The 16,042-nt window shown below is 38.6% G+C and carries 20 protein-coding genes and 1 tRNA gene; 19 read left to right on the forward strand and 2 right to left on the reverse strand.

The window, feature by feature from the left end; genetic code table 11:
- Window positions 1–66 precede the first annotated feature (66 nt).
- The 11 genes from E7K77_RS06880 to E7K77_RS06930 all read left to right on the forward strand — a co-directional run bounded on the left by E7K77_RS06880 (window position 67) and on the right by E7K77_RS06930 (window position 7,111).
- On the forward strand, window positions 67–1,059 hold the full coding sequence (locus E7K77_RS06880; RefSeq protein WP_287521326.1) for a 5'-nucleotidase, lipoprotein e(P4) family: 993 nt from the start codon (window positions 67–69) through the stop codon (window positions 1,057–1,059).
- A gap of 48 nt (window positions 1,060–1,107) precedes the next feature.
- Window positions 1,108–1,184 (forward strand) — tRNA-Arg (locus E7K77_RS06885).
- A gap of 287 nt (window positions 1,185–1,471) precedes the next feature.
- Entirely contained in the window at window positions 1,472–2,302 is an 831-nt protein-coding gene (locus E7K77_RS06890) for a DUF6630 family protein (RefSeq protein WP_004698153.1), read from the forward strand.
- A gap of 18 nt (window positions 2,303–2,320) precedes the next feature.
- On the forward strand, window positions 2,321–3,136 hold the full coding sequence (locus tag E7K77_RS06895; RefSeq protein WP_004698141.1) for a DUF2262 domain-containing protein: 816 nt from the start codon (window positions 2,321–2,323) through the stop codon (window positions 3,134–3,136).
- Between the two features lie 20 nt (window positions 3,137–3,156).
- Entirely contained in the window at window positions 3,157–3,588 is a 432-nt protein-coding gene (locus tag E7K77_RS06900; protein ID WP_325306188.1) for a hypothetical protein, read from the forward strand.
- Window positions 3,589–3,659: 71 nt separating this feature from the next.
- Window positions 3,660–4,166, forward strand: a complete 507-nt coding sequence (locus tag E7K77_RS06905; protein WP_325306187.1) for a hypothetical protein — start codon at window positions 3,660–3,662, stop codon at window positions 4,164–4,166.
- A gap of 36 nt (window positions 4,167–4,202) precedes the next feature.
- Complete coding sequence (locus tag E7K77_RS06910) at window positions 4,203–4,745, forward strand: hypothetical protein (protein ID WP_325306186.1); 543 nt, start codon at window positions 4,203–4,205, stop codon at window positions 4,743–4,745.
- A 25-nt stretch (window positions 4,746–4,770) separates the two neighbouring features.
- Complete coding sequence (locus E7K77_RS06915) at window positions 4,771–5,577, forward strand: hypothetical protein (RefSeq protein WP_120055053.1); 807 nt, start codon at window positions 4,771–4,773, stop codon at window positions 5,575–5,577.
- A 29-nt stretch (window positions 5,578–5,606) separates the two neighbouring features.
- Window positions 5,607–6,200 carry a hypothetical protein gene (locus tag E7K77_RS06920; RefSeq protein WP_325306185.1) on the forward strand — a complete coding sequence of 198 codons (594 nt, stop codon included), beginning with the start codon at window positions 5,607–5,609 and terminating at the stop codon, window positions 6,198–6,200.
- Between the two features lie 103 nt (window positions 6,201–6,303).
- Complete coding sequence (locus tag E7K77_RS06925) at window positions 6,304–6,810, forward strand: YfbM family protein (protein ID WP_077707789.1); 507 nt, start codon at window positions 6,304–6,306, stop codon at window positions 6,808–6,810.
- Window positions 6,811–6,823: 13 nt separating this feature from the next.
- Complete coding sequence (locus E7K77_RS06930; RefSeq protein ID WP_077707788.1) at window positions 6,824–7,111, forward strand: DUF2695 domain-containing protein; 288 nt, start codon at window positions 6,824–6,826, stop codon at window positions 7,109–7,111.
- A 137-nt stretch (window positions 7,112–7,248) separates the two neighbouring features.
- Here the strand turns inward: E7K77_RS06930 and E7K77_RS06935 are convergent, their stop codons facing one another.
- Complete coding sequence (locus E7K77_RS06935; RefSeq protein WP_287531298.1) at window positions 7,249–7,815, reverse strand: NAD(P)H-dependent oxidoreductase; 567 nt, start codon at window positions 7,813–7,815, stop codon at window positions 7,249–7,251.
- Between the two features lie 233 nt (window positions 7,816–8,048).
- Here E7K77_RS06935 and E7K77_RS06940 point away from each other — a divergent pair, with 233 nt between their 5' ends.
- The 8 genes from E7K77_RS06940 (at window position 8,049) to E7K77_RS06975 (ending at window position 14,491) form a co-directional block, all read left to right on the forward strand.
- Entirely contained in the window at window positions 8,049–8,546 is a 498-nt protein-coding gene (locus E7K77_RS06940; protein WP_287521142.1) for an ECF transporter S component, read from the forward strand.
- Window positions 8,547–8,802: 256 nt separating this feature from the next.
- Window positions 8,803–9,096, forward strand: a complete 294-nt coding sequence (locus E7K77_RS06945) for a succinylarginine dihydrolase (protein WP_325306184.1) — start codon at window positions 8,803–8,805, stop codon at window positions 9,094–9,096.
- Window positions 9,097–9,279: 183 nt separating this feature from the next.
- Window positions 9,280–9,624: a zinc ribbon domain-containing protein YjdM gene (locus tag E7K77_RS06950; RefSeq protein ID WP_325306183.1), complete on the forward strand. Its 345-nt coding sequence runs from the start codon at window positions 9,280–9,282 to the stop codon at window positions 9,622–9,624.
- A gap of 100 nt (window positions 9,625–9,724) precedes the next feature.
- The gene (locus E7K77_RS06955) at window positions 9,725–10,117 is read left to right on the forward strand and encodes a hypothetical protein (protein ID WP_325306182.1); all 393 of its coding nucleotides are present in this window, start codon (window positions 9,725–9,727) and stop codon (window positions 10,115–10,117) included.
- A 13-nt stretch (window positions 10,118–10,130) separates the two neighbouring features.
- A complete protein-coding gene (locus tag E7K77_RS06960; RefSeq protein WP_278606547.1) occupies window positions 10,131–10,643 on the forward strand; it encodes a phosphatidylglycerophosphatase A family protein in 513 nt (170 codons plus the stop codon).
- A gap of 191 nt (window positions 10,644–10,834) precedes the next feature.
- Window positions 10,835–11,374 carry a cysteine hydrolase family protein gene (locus E7K77_RS06965; RefSeq protein ID WP_077707785.1) on the forward strand — a complete coding sequence of 180 codons (540 nt, stop codon included), beginning with the start codon at window positions 10,835–10,837 and terminating at the stop codon, window positions 11,372–11,374.
- A gap of 360 nt (window positions 11,375–11,734) precedes the next feature.
- Complete coding sequence (locus E7K77_RS06970; RefSeq protein WP_120055033.1) at window positions 11,735–12,364, forward strand: superoxide dismutase; 630 nt, start codon at window positions 11,735–11,737, stop codon at window positions 12,362–12,364.
- A gap of 483 nt (window positions 12,365–12,847) precedes the next feature.
- A complete protein-coding gene (locus E7K77_RS06975; protein WP_008714724.1) occupies window positions 12,848–14,491 on the forward strand; it encodes a DUF438 domain-containing protein in 1,644 nt (547 codons plus the stop codon).
- A gap of 335 nt (window positions 14,492–14,826) precedes the next feature.
- Here E7K77_RS06975 and E7K77_RS06980 read toward each other — a convergent pair whose 3' ends face one another.
- Window positions 14,827–16,014, reverse strand: a complete 1,188-nt coding sequence (locus E7K77_RS06980; RefSeq protein WP_325306180.1) for a MalY/PatB family protein — start codon at window positions 16,012–16,014, stop codon at window positions 14,827–14,829.
- Window positions 16,015–16,042: the final 28 nt, after the last annotated feature.

Raw genomic sequence — 16,042 nt, forward strand, 5'->3', positions numbered from 1 at the left:
TAACTATGTAGAATTATATGATGTGTTGAATTTACACGAAATGTTACATGTGAATAGGAGGCAGTTATGAAATCTAGTAGTTTGGCATGGTATGTGGCGGTGGCTTGTATTGGAGGAAGCCTTTGTATGGGGCCTGTGGTACAAGCGGATTCTCCGACTAAGGTAAAAACAAATAGCCCTGTTTCTGCTGCTGTTGTAACGCAGGCTCAACCAGCTCAGCCTGTTACTGTTACAGCAGTTAAGAATGATGGAGTTAGTGCTACAACAAATAATACAGTAACTAATAATGTAGTAGCTAATGATGTAGCGGCACAGGAAGCCCTCAATCAAAAGCAACAGTACCAAGCCGAAACTGAAACGATGGGCTTGCTATGGATGCGTACCTCTGCAGAGTACAGAGCGTTGGCGTATCAAGGGTATAATGTGGCAATGAATGCCGTTAAGATGGCCGTTACTGATCCATCTCATCAAAGAAAACCTTTAGCTATCGTTCTTGATGCGGACGAAACCGTAGTGGATAATACCAAGTTGATGGGTGAAAGCATTGTAAATGGTAATGGCCGTTTTGATGCTCCTTGGTGGCGTCAAGCCGTGTATCAAGGCAAATCGCAAGCCATGCCTGGCGCTGTTGAATTCCTAAATGAAGTACATAAACAAGGGGTAGAAATTTTCTACGTATCAAACCGTTACGCCCCAGTAAACCTTGATGTAACGATACAGAACTTTAAAGAATTAGGCTTTCCATCTGTTGATAAAGACCATGTACTACTATTCGAAAAAGACTCTGACAAACAACCTCGCTTTGATATGATTGCTAAAAAATATTATGTCATTGTATATATGGGCGATAACGCCGGTGATTTCCCAATCGGCACAAAAGGTAAGACACTAGCTGAAAGAAATAGCATCATCGATGCTCATAAAGAAGACTTTGGTACTACCTTTGTGGTATTCCCAAACCCTGCTTACGGATCTTGGGTAAGTGCATTAGCTAAAGGCTACCAAAACCTCAGCCCAGAAGAACAAAAACAAGTAAATAACCAATACCTACAACAATAAGGACGCCTTGCGTATACTTTATTAAAAACGATATAATAAAGTATACATGCGTCTATAGCTCAGTAGGATAGAGCAGCAGTTTCCTAAACTGCGTGTCACTGGTTCGATTCCGGTTAGGCGCACCAAAAAAATAATTAATGAGCATATGTTTTTTAGTATTATGCCTTTTTAGGAGCCAAGATTTAATTCTTGGCTCTTTTTAAGTTTTGAAATTTAAAACACCGTTTCTATAGAGCAGAATAGGTTTGAAAACCTGCTTTTATCAAAAATTATTCATATGCTAATTAAACATAAGTTTTATGATAAGTATTCCTTAATAATGATATAATTAAGATATATATTCAGTTACATATTTAGTTACATATTCAGTTAGACATTATATGTAAGCAACAGTGTATAGGGGAGAGTGTATATGAGCTTTTACAATTGGATTCAAGAAAAACTGTTTGATGATTACGAAGAATGGCGTTTGAAGTGCCCTGATTATAATCGAAATGGTTTTAATATAGTAGGAATAGATAATACTCTAAAGGCTATGCATGATGGATTTTTCATGTATATAGAATTGTATCCACCTCATGCCATCGATGGTTGCACTGCGATGAAAGCGCGTGTAGGAAAAACACCAGATGCAGTCGATATATTCTTAGACATAGATGGTAAGACGTATCGTATGGCTGATGTAAGTTATCCTGATGCAGTGAAGATGATGCGGGCCTTTGTGAAAAAACGCAGAGTACCTGATTGTAGTTTGGGTGTAGAAGCAGCGTATCTAGATATCAATCAGATGCGACCTATATTTACAGAGTTAGCAACGTTGTTGCTAGGCGATGCTAAACAAGCTAAATCGTTTATGACCAAGGCTAAGTTGCGCTCCATGGAAGAATTAGAAGATAGTTGGTGGAATTTCTATGAGAAACTAGTAGCTAAAGGATATGCTGTAGAGCTAAGCTGTAAATGTGAATTAGAGGATTTTATTTATTATGTACAGAAATTAATACGTAACAAGTCTTTAGATACCGGCGAAGATCTAATTATTGACCTATCAGCATTAGATGAAGATCAAGTTATTATGGACTGGTGTGCTGATCTTAATTCTAAATGGGAAAACTATACGTTAGCAGGCATGGACATCGGAACCGATAGCTTTGTACTTATGGTGCTTTCAAATGAGGAATTCAAAACAGCCAAAGAACTAGGAAAAGAACTATTACATAGAATCGATGTAGCTGAACGCTTGTGATGAATAGGAGAGAGTCATATGAGTATTGTACGTTTACCAGAATATGAAGCAGAGTTTGAATCGGAAGAGTTTGAAATCTATGCATTGCCGCGCAGTGATGTAAATGGGGCTAGTCCTTATTTAGAGAAGTACCATAGACCACTAGTGTCTACCGATGCTATCTTAGATACTCGAACTGGCGTGCTTGACCGTAGCGAAGGCATTTTGACGTGGATTATTGAAGGTTTTGATAATGGTTGGGGGTATAGTTTTGAGCCCCATGGCGTTTACAAATTATTGGTTAAGAAAGCAAAACCTATAGAGGACTTGGGTTATATGCGTCCTTCTTGGAATAATCGCTATTATGTGCTTGAGGTGTTAGAGGAACATGATAAACATAGCGAGTTGGAGGCTTTGTCGGCTTATTTGAAAAGCCCTAAATACCTTCATACCGACAAGGGCGATTTCCTGTTAAATCGAGAGTATCAATATTACACAGCGAGAATTGATGATTATGCATTCACCCTTGATGTGGATGAGGGCTCTAATGAAAGCTGTACCGTAGCATTGGCTGCTTTCAATAAAATCAATAACTTCAAAGCATTTGAACAACGAATTAGTACATATATTAGTGAAAAATTGCTAGACCTTGCTAATGATTGGCTCGATAATGACGATCAAGATCCGATTACGTCAGACGTATTTGCTAAGCGTATTACGATGGGTGAATTGGCGTTTCGTAACGATGGCTCCATAGAGGTCTATTATGACGATGATGATATTTTCTGGGGGCACTGTATCATGGCTCATATTGATGCGGATGGGAACCCTGTTGATGCAGATATTGCAGGATAATCAATTAATGGAGAGTCCTAATGAGAAAATCGGAATTAATGACATTATGGAATGTTGAAAGCTGGTTTGAAGAACCTTATGGTGTTTACTTTGTATCTTGCCGATTGGGCACTAATCGTTTAGAGACTGTAGGACAAGCCTTTAAAAAACTTAATATTAGTTGTACCGGTTATACTGAGGATGATGTACTTTCACTATCAATATGGGAGCAATTATATGTCCAATTAGATGAATTAGACCAACTGGCGAAGGGGCTCATACAAAAGGGAATACCGCAAGAAGAGTCTGTTGTACTAACGCTAACGGATATAATGCTGGATAAATCAGGTTGTTACGATGCATTTGCACTAGGCTATGATGTGGGAGAATCCCCAGCAGGACATCTATATGTTTTGGTTCCTTTTGATGAAAACTTTACGGCTCAACAAGATATGATTTATGAAACCTTATAGAGTTGTTTTAAAGTGGTGATACTGGTGTTGTATTCTACCTAAAGATATAAGTGATATGCAGGAGAGAGACTATGGAAGATATGTATACATTAGTCAAAGATTTCTTCAGTCATGATATGGATTTAGATGATTTATTTGATTCCGAAGCTATCATCTGGATTGATTGGCGCGAGGATGACGAAGATGTGGTGCGTTATTTCAATGATATGATAGATGAGCCTATCGATATTCAAACCGTTAGTAATGGCAAGCCCTATGGTGACGATATTATGCTACAAAAAGGCGATAAAGAACTCTTAATTCCTTACGGTGATGAGAAAGATCGGGACGTTACCATCAAATATTTCAACGACTTCGTTAAACCTGATTATGAGGTACGCTGGCTTGCTGAAAGCCTTGGAAACGATACGCTCGGATTTACCGTGCTTTCAGGGACAGAATGGTCCAAATTAGACGATGAATTTGGGGCGGATACGGTTCGCTACTATTTTGAGCCAATTGATCTTGAAAGTAATATGTTTAATCTCGACATGGATGAAGTTTCTGCATTATTAGAATTACGAGAAAATAATAGATGAAATAGAGAGATGAGAGAATCAATAAGAGGGAAGAATATGGATTATTTAAAACTATTGTGTGAAGATTCTAACTTGGTAGCAAATTTTGATGCTCTATTTGATTTCTTTTTACTCGATGAACCTACAAAACGTGATGAGGTAGAGGGGCGATGTACCTTTTCCGTGGACGGAGTAGCTTTTGCTCGTGATGGTGCCGGTGGCGAATATCATCAATTAGAGGATGGCTCTATCGGATATATGAGTAGCGAGGGGGAATGTGGTCGTATAGCTGAAAGTGTAGATGATTTAATCCATTTGTTGGTGTATAGCATTTGCTGGCATGATTATTGTGACGCCAGCCAATATACGGACATATCTACTCTCGAAGCCTATGCCAATGAGCGACATGATCAAATCGCTTCTTATACAGAAATGGATGTATGGGAAACCGTTGTTCAGGTGCTAGGCATGCCTTTAGAAGCAAATGTGGCTGCTGAATTACAAAAATTCTATGACGCTGCACATCGAGCTCCTTTATATATTTGTTATTTCCATGAAGATGATGGAACCGTTACAGAATCACATAATCTGTTTTTCTAGACGTATTGTTTAAAAGGAGAATTATATGGCTATTGATGGAGTAAAAATCATAGATAGTGATGATGGCCATGATATTTATAATTTGATTGTTGAGCGCTATAGAGATGGTATCAGTATTGATACCATTGTTTCAGAAATTCTGGCTGAAGAACAGAATTTTTGTACTGACGAATTCTATACAGAAATTTATTGGACTGCCGTAGCCTATTCGCTGTGGAAGATAGGTCATCTGCCGCAGGATATCAAAGAGAAAGCATTAGACATAATCGCGAAGGGCGCTCATGAGTTTTGGCTAGAAATTGATAGTAAGGCGCTCAAACAACGGCAAAAGGTGTTAGATACATTAGCCGTACAACTACAAAGTGAAAATCCAAAGCCTCTAAAGGTTCGTAAATCTAAAACAAAGCGAGAACCTCATTTTAAGGTGGGCGACGTATTAGCTGTTAAGTTTGAAAATGAGTATGGAGCTATTTTTGTATCTGACGTGGATCAATCACCGCGGAAAATCGAGTACCATTTGGCCTGTACAAGACTTTTACAAGCGCACAAACCTAGTATGGATGATTTTTTAAATAGTCAAATTTCCTGTCGTAAAGATAATACAAATTTCGGTATCGATACCGACTGTTGGTTTAATCATAAAGATCTAGGCCTATTGCTAGACCATTTAGAAATCATTGGGGCTGTTGAACTGTATCCGTGCAAGCTGTGGAAACTAGCACCGGCAGGCACATTGGACGATATCTACACCGAGATTACAGATGAGCCTAGAAGAGGTAGAATTCGCCTGATAGATACTAATGAATTGGTGAAAGATATTGTTCACCAATAATTATTGCGCTAAAAAAGGGAGTAGATGCGATGAATGCAACAACTCAAACATATATAGAAACTGTGAAAGTCAGTGATATACCCTGGCATCGTTTGACCACAACTTACGGCCGTGCTACAGATTTTCCTGCTCATCTTGAGGTGTTGTGGGATATGAAGGACGTTGATGCCATTGATGCGGCAGGTGAAGAGCTGGCCCAAAACATTGAGCATCAATCGACTTTATGGCATGCTACGCCCTTTGCGTTGATTTTTCTATTACGTATTTTTAAAAAAGCCGTTGAAGAACAAGGTCATAATGAGGTAGCAAAGTATTTAGTAGACGAATTAACTGAGTTATTCATCATTATTGCTGAGTGCATTAGAGATGGTCTTATGCTAGAACATGTAGATCAATTATCGAACTTTGAGGATATGCTCAACGAAGAGTATCTTTGGCCTGAAGAATATGATGAAGATGAAGATGTTCTTAGATATGAGGAAGAAGAGGTATTTCCGGATGATCTGTTCTTTAGCTTCTACTACTATTCTTTACAAGTGCTTCTATTATGTAAGCCATTGTTAGACAAAAATAACAAATATGAGGTTACGTTGCTAGAATTGTTGACAGAGATAGAGAACTAACTATCAGTGGAGGCTTCGAATTATTCGGCATTTATGGAGATTATAGATTCCTAAGTAACTATGTAAGTTTTAGATTACTGAGTATCTAGGGAGGTTTTAGAGTATGGGACTCATTGCAAATTATAATTGTATAAGTGATGAAAGCTTAAAAGAACTCAAAGGGTTAGGCTCATCAAAGAAGGATCTTTTTGAAACCGTTGAAGAGTGGAGCGATGAGGACGAGTTATTGCTCGACATCGATAAGATGTGGGATGTCCTTCACTTCGTGCTTACTGGTGTGAGTACTGATCATAGAATAGATGATAATCCACTTAGTCAAGCTGTGCTTGGTGTAACGTCTATAGAGGATTTATCAGACTATATGGCCTATACGGAACATTCTCAAATAGCTGATATCGTAGCGGCTCTAGAGCAGTTTGATATGGATCAAGCACTCGAATCTTTCGATATGAAAGCCTGTAAAGAGGCTGAATTATACCCAAATATTTGGGACTATGACGAAGAAGAGGAGGAAATCATAGATGAGCTTCTCCATGACTTCGAGCAGATGAAGGTGTTCTATAAAAAAGTGCTAGAAGCGAAGGGCCACGCAGTAGTTTCGATTTGTTAAAAAGGTGGTTATAATGGACAAAGCGCGTAAAAAGGAATTGCTAAAGGCTTATGCTGATGAGCAAAGGCAATCGTTTAAAGATAATCTGCCTATGGATGAAGAGCTATTTTGGAATCTCTTTGACTATGTAGATGAGAAATTAGAGACAAATGATGGTTGCGATCATAGTTTGACTTTCACAAGAGAATTTTTGGAAAAGCAGAGCGTAGATGTTGAAAGTGTACTAGCCTGGATTATTAACGAAGGTGGCGGGTGTGATTGTGAGGTTCTCTACAATGTAGAAGAGAGATTTGAAGAGTAATATCTATGTAATTGGGAAGGTTTTCGTATACAGTTTGTTTTTGACTTAGCGCAAACTGTAAGCAGTCTAATGTAAATTTATTTGTGATTTTGGTAACCAAGTAATCTTTGGTAAAAAATCATAGTATACTAGAAATGTTAAATACTGCTGGCGATCTTAGCGATTTTATCTAAGAAACGCCGGCGTTTTTCGTCCGAACTGTTTTCTGTGCCCGTCAACTGGGTATGTGTAACAGGTTTAATGCCACAGGATTTCAGAACCTGATTTTTTAATACCTTGCCATAGTCCTGAATAAACGGCGTCAAAAAGACGGGAGTGTTATGTGTGGTGATAATCCAGGCTGATTTCCCTTGTAAATGACCTATAAGGCCTCTTTTGCCGTATGAATAGGCAAAGCCTGCTGTAAATACGCGATCAATAAAGCCTTTGAGCATTGCGGGCATACCGCTCCACCAAATTGGGTAGATAAAGATGATATGGTCTGCCCAAGTAATCAGATTGCGATAGGTTTCCATGTCCGGCACAGTGCTTAAATCTCGACGTTTGTGCGTATCATCAAATCGCAATATAGGATCGAACTGCTCCTCATATAAATCCAAGGTGTTCACATTGTGGTCTTTTGAAAGATTCTGTTGCACTACTTTCAGAATAGCGTCATTAAAACTTTGATGATTAGGATAGGTGTAAATGATTAAAATATTCATGGCTAGTTCCTTTCTATTTAATCATCGTCAGATTGAAGCAATTTATATAGTAAAATGGTATCTATATTAAGTTAAAGTCTAGTGAAGAGTATTTATTCTGAAAGTAAATGACAATAGAATTTGCTAAGGAAGTATTGTTAATTTCTTTTATTTGCAGGTGTTACTATAAAGGTATATAGTATAGACATGTGATGGATATAGTCACATGTCTATTTTTTTATAAGGAGGACGCTATGCAACACGTTCAAACCCGTAGTACTACGTCCGCGTTAGTACTCACAGCCGTATTGATTGCCCTCGCAACATTGTTTACCATGTACACGAAAATTCCAGTACCTGGCATTCGCGGCTATTTCAATGTAGGAGATGTCGTTATTATGACGTCAGCTCTATTATTAGGTCGAAAATATGGCGCCTATATTGGTGCTCTCGGCCCGGCGCTAGCTGATTTATTCCTCGGCTATGCAGTCTTTGTACCCATCACCTTCGTTGTGAAAGGCATTGAAGGCTATCTTGTCGGTACTGTCTATAAGAATAAGACAACTACCTCTGCCTTGGTAGCAACTATCGTAGGCGGTATTGTTATCGTAGCTGGCTACTTTATCGCCGAATACTTTGTATTCGACCCAGGCGTAGCGATTGCAAGTATTTTAACTAATACTATTCAAGCTGTTATGAGCGTTATTATTAGCATAATACTCTATGCGATATTGCGTAAACGACTTGGATAGTAAATTGACAGTCTTTAGAATTCAGACTATACTATAAGTACAAAAGAGCCAATTAACGTGTTCTAGGCGTTAGGCTCATCAAAGAAATTGTGAATTTGATAAACCTAACGTGTCTAAGTATTGCCGTACTTAGTCTTAAACGTTAGGTTTATTTTTTTTCCTAACTCACGTTAGTTGGCTTTTTTGTTAGAAGATACCTTTATAGAAATTATTATGTTGTGAGTTGTGTATAGTGTATTGTAATTGGTGAAAGTTTATGATTAGAGTTTTATGTCTATTTTTACTATTAGTTGTTTTGAGTCCTATTAATGCATTTGCTGATGATTTAGAACTATATGACGGTGTACCTTCTTCATTTTTTGGTAAAATACAAGAACAGGTATATATTCCTCCAGAAGTCATGAAAAAGATGGGCAATGGAATGTATAGAGTTCAGTTGATTATAAATACGGATGCTCAAGGAAATGTTATTTCTGTTGAATTAAATCCTTATCAGCATCTATCTAATGACACGGTATATTTTGAATTAGTTCAGACTGCTAAAATATAGTATGGAATGTAGGTAATATTGGTGTTGAGAAAGCGACAACTGTAATGGTGAATTTTGAATTTGGCTTACAATAGTGTTTGGGAATGCTTAAATGTATCATCATGGAACCATCTATAAGACTTTTATAATCATAGTTATCATATGGTATAATACTTTCATTATGTAGTGAAAAAGGAGATCTAAATGGCAAATTTACCTAACTGCCCTAAGTGTGGCGATGAGTACACATACGAAGACGGCCATATGTTTATCTGCCCTATGTGTGGCAACGAATGGACAGCGGCTGATGCACAAGCTGCAGCTGAAGCGGGTATCATTCGCGATGCTAATGGCAACGAGCTTGATGATGGCGATACAGTTGTTGTTGTAAAAGACCTCAAAGTAAAAGGCGCGGGCGTATTGAAACAAGGTACGCGCGTAAAAAATATTCGCCTCCTCACCGATGCAAGTGATGGTCACGATATCGATTGTAAAATTGATGGCTTCGGTGCGATGGCATTGAAATCCGAAATGGTTAAGAAAATCTAATCTAAGAAATCCCTACCGATAAAAATTCGGTAGGGATTTTTTCGTGGTATAATCAACTTATAATGCATATAGTATGAGAGTATTTAGATGAGAGGAAACTATGGTTAACCGTGTTATATTGTTGGCTTTATTAGTGTCTGCGATGAGTCCTATTAGTTCTATAGCTGCAGAGGTAAAGCCTGCGGACAAGCGTAATTATGAATTGCAACAACAGATTTCTTATAATGTGATCATTCCACCAGAGGCTTTTGAAACGAGTGCAGATGGAACATTAATCATTCCTATAGAGATTAAGACGGACGATGAGGGCAATATTGTGGCTGTTGAAGCGGGTCCTAATAATTGGAAACTAGATCGTGAAGCGTACCCTATCTTTGAGGAAGCTGCTAAAGAAGCGGCTTGGGATACTAAACGTGTTGATACTGATGAAGCGCTCGTTGTAACGATTCCCGTTAGTATTGTCATGTTATCTGATAATAATCTAAAGAAATGATAAAGGAGGACTTATGGAGGATACAAAAGACTTAGAGAGATATACTTACGAGCTTCTCGCTGAACGGGGAGTCACATTAGAGGACATTGCAGAACTCGTTTTTTACGTACAAAAACCATATATGCCGAATTTAAAACTTGAAGAGTGTAGCAATAGCGTGGCTTCTGTACTATCTAAACGGGAGGTACATAATGCAATTATTACGGGCATAGAGCTGGATAAGTTGACAGAGCAAAATAAATTATCTCAACCATTACAACGCATAGTGGCCAATGATGAAAGCCTATATGGTATTGATGAAATTTTAGCCTTTTCCATCGTTAATTTGTATGGATCCATTGGCTTTACAAATTATGGATATTTAGACAAGGTGAAGCCAGGTATCATCAAAAAATTAGATAGTGAAGAGGGCGGGCATTGTAATACATTTCTCGATGATTTGGTAGGTGCCGTAGCGGCAGCAGCGGCAGGGAAACTAGCACATAATGAGCCAAATCGGGTACGACATGCTATAGCAGAAGAATAGAAGTCCGTCATATATCTACTTATCTGTAAAGTATGAGGTGGGCTTCGATGACTCATTGATAATACTTTGATAAAAACTTGATAACAATTTATAGAGTTGGTAGATACTATTGATGTTATAAAGAATAAAGAGTATAACTAATATTGATTGGAAATAAATACTTTATTTTGTAGCTATATACAGGAGGAGCTATGCAAAAGGTTCTGGTAGTAATCGATATGCAAAATGATTTTGTCGATGGTGCACTTGGCTCATCGCAAGCACAGTTAATCGTAGATAATGTGCGTAAGAAAATTGAAAGCTTTGATGGTCCTATTATCTTTACTCGCGATACACATGATAGGGATTACTTGGAGCGTCAAGAAGGGAAGCTTTTACCAGTGCCACATTGCGTGAAAAATACCGAGGGATGGCATATTGTAGACGGCTTGATCGAGGCGGCGGAGAACCGTAAAATTATGAGCCCCGTATCCTTTGTGGATAAACCCAATTTCGCATCTTTTGAATTGGTGAATCGACTAGAGGGGATGAATACCGTTAATCCTATCGAGTCTATTACTCTCATCGGCTTATGCACGGATATTTGTGTTGTTTCCAATGCAATCTTGTTGAAAGCAGGCTTGCCAGAGATTCCTATTCATATTGATTCGAATTGCTGTGCTGGCGTAACAGAGGAGTCCCATCAAGCGGCATTAACAACGATGAGAATGTGTCAGTGCATTATTGACTAATTTGTAGATTAAATTTATATAAAACTATGTGTTTTTGCTGATCAAAAGTCACATAACAATTAACTAATTAAAGGCTGTAGGAGTTCCTATGGCCTTTTTATGTTCGTCTTTTATATTGACGTTTTTCTATATAATGTGTACAATTAGATAAAGAATGATAATTCATATCAATTTGTTAGCTAAAAGATTATATCCTAACTTCTGGTTACGTTAGGATAATCAGTCTCTTCTTGAAGTATATATGCTATGCTAGTAGATTGATTCTATATTACCGATGCAGGTGCATCGAATCGCTTTCACAAGAACGATGATACGAAATAGTTAGCATTGTTCTATGCCCTAAATTTAAGGAGGACTACTATGAAACCTTTCGAACTGGCACCATTACCGTATGCTTATGATTACCTTGAGCCTGTTATCGATGCTGAAACAATGAAATTGCATCATGACAAGCATCATCAAGCCTATGTTAATAATTTGAACGCTGCTATCGCGAAATACCCTGATCTTCCGTATGGTTGTGTAGACTGTATTCTCGGCGATATTGCTAATGTGCCTGAAGATATCCGTCAAGCAGTTATCAACAATGGTGGCGGTCACAAGAACCACACCATGTTCTGGGACATCATGACAAAACCAGATACTTCTAAATTGCAAGGTCCTTTGAAAGAGGCTATCGATGCTGAACTTGGTGGCTACGATGCTTTTGTTGAAAGCTTCTCTACTGCGGCAGCTACACGTTTTGGCTCTGGTTGGGCTTGGCTTGTAGTTAACAAAGATGGCAAGCTAGAAGTGACATCCTCTGCGAACCAAGATAATCCTTTATTGGAAGGTAAAAAAGCAATTCTATGCTTAGATGTTTGGGAACATGCATACTATTTGCACTACCAAAACCGTCGCCCAGACTATATCAAGGAATTCTTCCGAGTTATTAATTGGGACAAAGTTTCTGAAAACTACGAAAAAGCATTGAAACCACATCATGATTAAGTGGTACACTTGTTAGAAACAGAAACAGAAACAGAAACAGAAACAGAAACAGAAACAGAAACAGAAACAGAAACAGAAACAGAAACAGAAACAGTAACAGTAACAGTAATAGACAAGTAATTTAAATATATAACGGATAGTTGATGTGTCTCCCTTCATGTATGAGGTGGGATGGATAATCATCTATCCGTTATTTTTATCTTTTTTTACTGTTTTCGAGCGTATAAGCGTATAATTTATTTTATTGGTAAAGAGTTACTATTGGTAAAGCGTTACATGACATTTTGAAAATTTTTGAATTACTTTCAAAAGTATTGCCACGGATACAGATTTTCTAATCGATATCGTTTATCATAGATTCATAGGTCATTATATATAGACCTTTTACAGTAAATAGATAGTCTTATATGCGAGATTTTTACGTATAGGGGCTCATTAATATTAGTAAGTATTTTATAAAGATTTTGACATGAGGGGCTCAAAATGGAAAAGAAATTAGATCTATCCAAATCTGTATATGATTTGGTAAAAGAATATCCTGAAGTAGCAGATATTATGAAAGAATTAGGGTTCAGCGAAATCACAAACAAGGTGATGTTGAACTCTGTTGGTAAAATCATGACCATCCCGAAAGGGGCTAAGATGAAAGGCGTATCCATGATCGATATCGTGGGCGCTTTCATGAAAGCTGGCTTTACCTTAGAAGGTGAAATGCCAAATCTATCTGGTGATGATGCGGAAACTGCGGGTCATCCTGGCGTAGCGCCTACTGCAACGGCTACAAAGTCTAATGTTACGGATACATCTGCTAACGTAGCATCTAGTACAGTTGTAGCAAATGCAGTAGAAAACAGTGAACCAGTATCTACTACAGCGACAGCTAATACTGATGAAGATTCCGAAACTAAGGCTGAAGATACAGTTCAAGATAGCGAACGAGTAGAGCAGCTCAAAGGCTTCTTGAAACGTTTAGGCACAGGTGAAGACCTTGGTGCGGTTCGTGAAGACTTTGCTAGTCAATTCGCCCATGTTGAGGCTAGTGAAATCATGAAAGCTGAACAAGGCCTTATGCGTGAAGGCACACCACTAGCAGAGGTTCAACAATTATGTGACCTTCACTCTGCCTTGTTCCACGGCTCCACTATCCATGAACAAATGGAGTCTGAACACGCTAAGGTTGAGGCTGTACTAGAAGCACAAGAAAAAAGTCAAAGCGTAGTAACGCTAGTCGAAACAGTAGGTCATCCACTCAATCGATTAACAGAAGAAAACAAGGCTCTCGATGCATTGATTGAAGCTACAAAGGTTAAGGTGGCCGATAAGACTGCTACGGTAGATGATGTGAACGAAGTGCGCCAAGTGTCTATTCACTACGCTAAGAAGGGAGACCTTTTATATCCTCATTTGAAAGTAGCCTATGATATTTCTGGTCCATCCATGGTTATGTGGACTGTTGATGACGATATTCGCGATGGCTTTGGTCGTCTAGCTCGTGCTAAGTCTATTGATGATGCTTGGTACGAAGAGTTTGATGGTCTTCTCACACGTGCTCAAGAGATGATCTACAAAGAGCAAAATATTTTGTTCCCAATCTGTGCAGAGAACTTTAGTACTGAAGAGTGGTATCAAATTTACAAAGATACAGCGCAGTATGAAGAAATCCTTGGGGTAAAACGCACTATTTGGACAGAGGCTGAAGCCGCATTAGCTACACAAATAACAAAAGCAAGTGGCGATGATAATACTATTGCTCTAATAGGTGGTAGCTTAACTGTGGATCAATTAAATGCCATGCTTAATACAATGCCAATGGAAGTAACCTTCGTTGACCACGAAGACATTAACCGTTACTTCAACGATGGTGAAAAGGTCTTTAAACGCCCTACTACAGCTATCGGTCGCGATGTATACTCTTGCCATCCTCCAAAGATAGAGCCTATCGTACGCGGTATTATTGAATCCTTCCGCAAAGGGGAACGCGATAATGTGGCGGTATGGCTTGAAAAGGTAGGTCGTCCATTCTATGTAAACTATATGGCGGTGCGCGACCAAAACAATAATTACCTTGGTACATTAGAGTTAGTGCAAGACATGCAATTTGCAAAAGACCATTTCAAACGTTCTTAGTAAATTTTATTTTAAATATCTTTACTAAAAGGCCATTTTAAACATTCTTAGTAAAAAACGATTTTTAACATTCTTAGTAAAAGCTATTTAAATATCCCTGCTAAAAGGCTTTTCAAACGTTCCGAATAATCGATTATTTCAAATACTCCTGATAAATAATTGCTTTAATACTCCTAATAAAGGCTTTAGATGTCGGTAATAGTAACGTATGATTAGCTAAAAGTAGGTTTAAATATAATAAGAGGCAGTCACAGACGTTTTATAAACAGCTGTGACTGCCTCTTTTGATTATATAGTGATATTGAAAGTTAACTATTATTTTAGGTTTGAAATATTTAAATATTTTGTAGGATAGCATCCGTAGCAATTTTGATGTTCTCAAGGCTTGTGGCCAAGTTCAAGCGCACAAAGGTTGCGTAGCTTTCACCACCAAACCATTCACCAAAGCTTGGTGCAATACCGCATTTATTTTCAAAGAAATCATGCATTTCCTCTGGTTTAAGATAAGCGCTAAAATCGATCCAAGCCAAATAGGTGCCGTCCATAGGGCTAATGCGAAGTTCAGGCAAGTTGGCAAGTAGTTTATTGCACATATAATCATAGTTTTCTTTCACTACATTGAGTAGGTCCGTTAGCCATGCTTCTGCTTCTGGATGCGTGTAGGCAGCTGTGATGGCTGCCTCGGCAAGAACGTCCGAATCTGTATGGTATACAAGGGCTTTAAAGGCGTTGTAATGATTCCGCAGTTCTTCGTCAGGGATAATGACCTCTGCGTGGTGCAGGCTAGCTATATTGAACGATTTTGACAACGAGGACATGGCGATGAGCCTGTCTGTATACGCTCCTTTAGACACAGTTAATGCAGATGTAAATGGTGTAAGTCCCGTGATGAGGTCCTGATGGATTTCATCACTAATGATAAGGACCTTATGTTGCTGGCAGATACTAAATAGTCGATCCATTTCTTCTGCAGTCCATACGTGGCCTACTGGATTGTGTGGATTACAGTGAATAAACAATTTTACATCGTGTTTAATGATAGCGGCCTCAAAGGCTTCATAATCAACGGCATAGCGATTATCTTCGTTGCGCGTCATTGGAACGGCGATGATTTGCCGCTTCGCATCGCTGGTGCTACTGTCGAATGCGCCATACACAGGGCTTAACACTGCGATGGCATCATTTGTTTTTGTGAAAGCTGCTATGCACCACATGATGGCTGTAATAACATTGGGGGCACTAGTAAGCCAGTCGCTAACGATTGTGCAGTTATGATGACGTTTGTACCAACTAATGACAGCCTTTAGGTAATTGGGATTTGTCATGGTATAGCCTAAAGTATTGGCTTTCACATAGGTACAAATAGCCTCTTGTATGCACCGAGGCGGCATAAAATCCATATCTGCTACCCATAGAGGCAATAAGTCGGTGCGATTAAATTTTAAATGCTGCCCGTCCCATTTTCGGGAATGAGATCCTCGGCGGTCAATATAGTATTTTTCGGTAAACTCTGCTGTGTTCATGGGGAACCTCGCATTAGTCATAATTCAG

The organism is Veillonella parvula (assembly GCF_032577575.1).
Lineage (GTDB): Bacteria > Bacillota > Negativicutes > Veillonellales > Veillonellaceae > Veillonella.

Excerpts from the sequence above, each read along its gene's own strand:
- E7K77_RS06880 (WP_287521326.1), top strand. The coding sequence starts at position 67 with ATGAAATCTAGTAGTTTGGCATGGTATGTGGCGGTGGCTTGTATTGGA.
- E7K77_RS06890 (WP_004698153.1), top strand. The coding sequence starts at position 1,472 with ATGAGCTTTTACAATTGGATTCAAGAAAAACTGTTTGATGATTACGAA.
- E7K77_RS06895 (WP_004698141.1), top strand. The coding sequence starts at position 2,321 with ATGAGTATTGTACGTTTACCAGAATATGAAGCAGAGTTTGAATCGGAA.
- E7K77_RS06900 (WP_325306188.1), top strand. The coding sequence starts at position 3,157 with ATGAGAAAATCGGAATTAATGACATTATGGAATGTTGAAAGCTGGTTT.
- E7K77_RS06905 (WP_325306187.1), top strand. The coding sequence starts at position 3,660 with ATGGAAGATATGTATACATTAGTCAAAGATTTCTTCAGTCATGATATG.
- E7K77_RS06910 (WP_325306186.1), top strand. The coding sequence starts at position 4,203 with ATGGATTATTTAAAACTATTGTGTGAAGATTCTAACTTGGTAGCAAAT.
- E7K77_RS06915 (WP_120055053.1), top strand. The coding sequence starts at position 4,771 with ATGGCTATTGATGGAGTAAAAATCATAGATAGTGATGATGGCCATGAT.
- E7K77_RS06920 (WP_325306185.1), top strand. The coding sequence starts at position 5,607 with ATGAATGCAACAACTCAAACATATATAGAAACTGTGAAAGTCAGTGAT.
- E7K77_RS06925 (WP_077707789.1), top strand. The coding sequence starts at position 6,304 with ATGGGACTCATTGCAAATTATAATTGTATAAGTGATGAAAGCTTAAAA.
- E7K77_RS06930 (WP_077707788.1), top strand. The coding sequence starts at position 6,824 with ATGGACAAAGCGCGTAAAAAGGAATTGCTAAAGGCTTATGCTGATGAG.
- E7K77_RS06935 (WP_287531298.1), bottom strand. The coding sequence starts at position 7,815 with ATGAATATTTTAATCATTTACACCTATCCTAATCATCAAAGTTTTAAT.
- E7K77_RS06940 (WP_287521142.1), top strand. The coding sequence starts at position 8,049 with ATGCAACACGTTCAAACCCGTAGTACTACGTCCGCGTTAGTACTCACA.
- E7K77_RS06945 (WP_325306184.1), top strand. The coding sequence starts at position 8,803 with ATGATTAGAGTTTTATGTCTATTTTTACTATTAGTTGTTTTGAGTCCT.
- E7K77_RS06950 (WP_325306183.1), top strand. The coding sequence starts at position 9,280 with ATGGCAAATTTACCTAACTGCCCTAAGTGTGGCGATGAGTACACATAC.
- E7K77_RS06955 (WP_325306182.1), top strand. The coding sequence starts at position 9,725 with ATGGTTAACCGTGTTATATTGTTGGCTTTATTAGTGTCTGCGATGAGT.
- E7K77_RS06960 (WP_278606547.1), top strand. The coding sequence starts at position 10,131 with ATGGAGGATACAAAAGACTTAGAGAGATATACTTACGAGCTTCTCGCT.
- E7K77_RS06965 (WP_077707785.1), top strand. The coding sequence starts at position 10,835 with ATGCAAAAGGTTCTGGTAGTAATCGATATGCAAAATGATTTTGTCGAT.
- E7K77_RS06970 (WP_120055033.1), top strand. The coding sequence starts at position 11,735 with ATGAAACCTTTCGAACTGGCACCATTACCGTATGCTTATGATTACCTT.
- E7K77_RS06975 (WP_008714724.1), top strand. The coding sequence starts at position 12,848 with ATGGAAAAGAAATTAGATCTATCCAAATCTGTATATGATTTGGTAAAA.
- E7K77_RS06980 (WP_325306180.1), bottom strand. The coding sequence starts at position 16,014 with ATGAACACAGCAGAGTTTACCGAAAAATACTATATTGACCGCCGAGGA.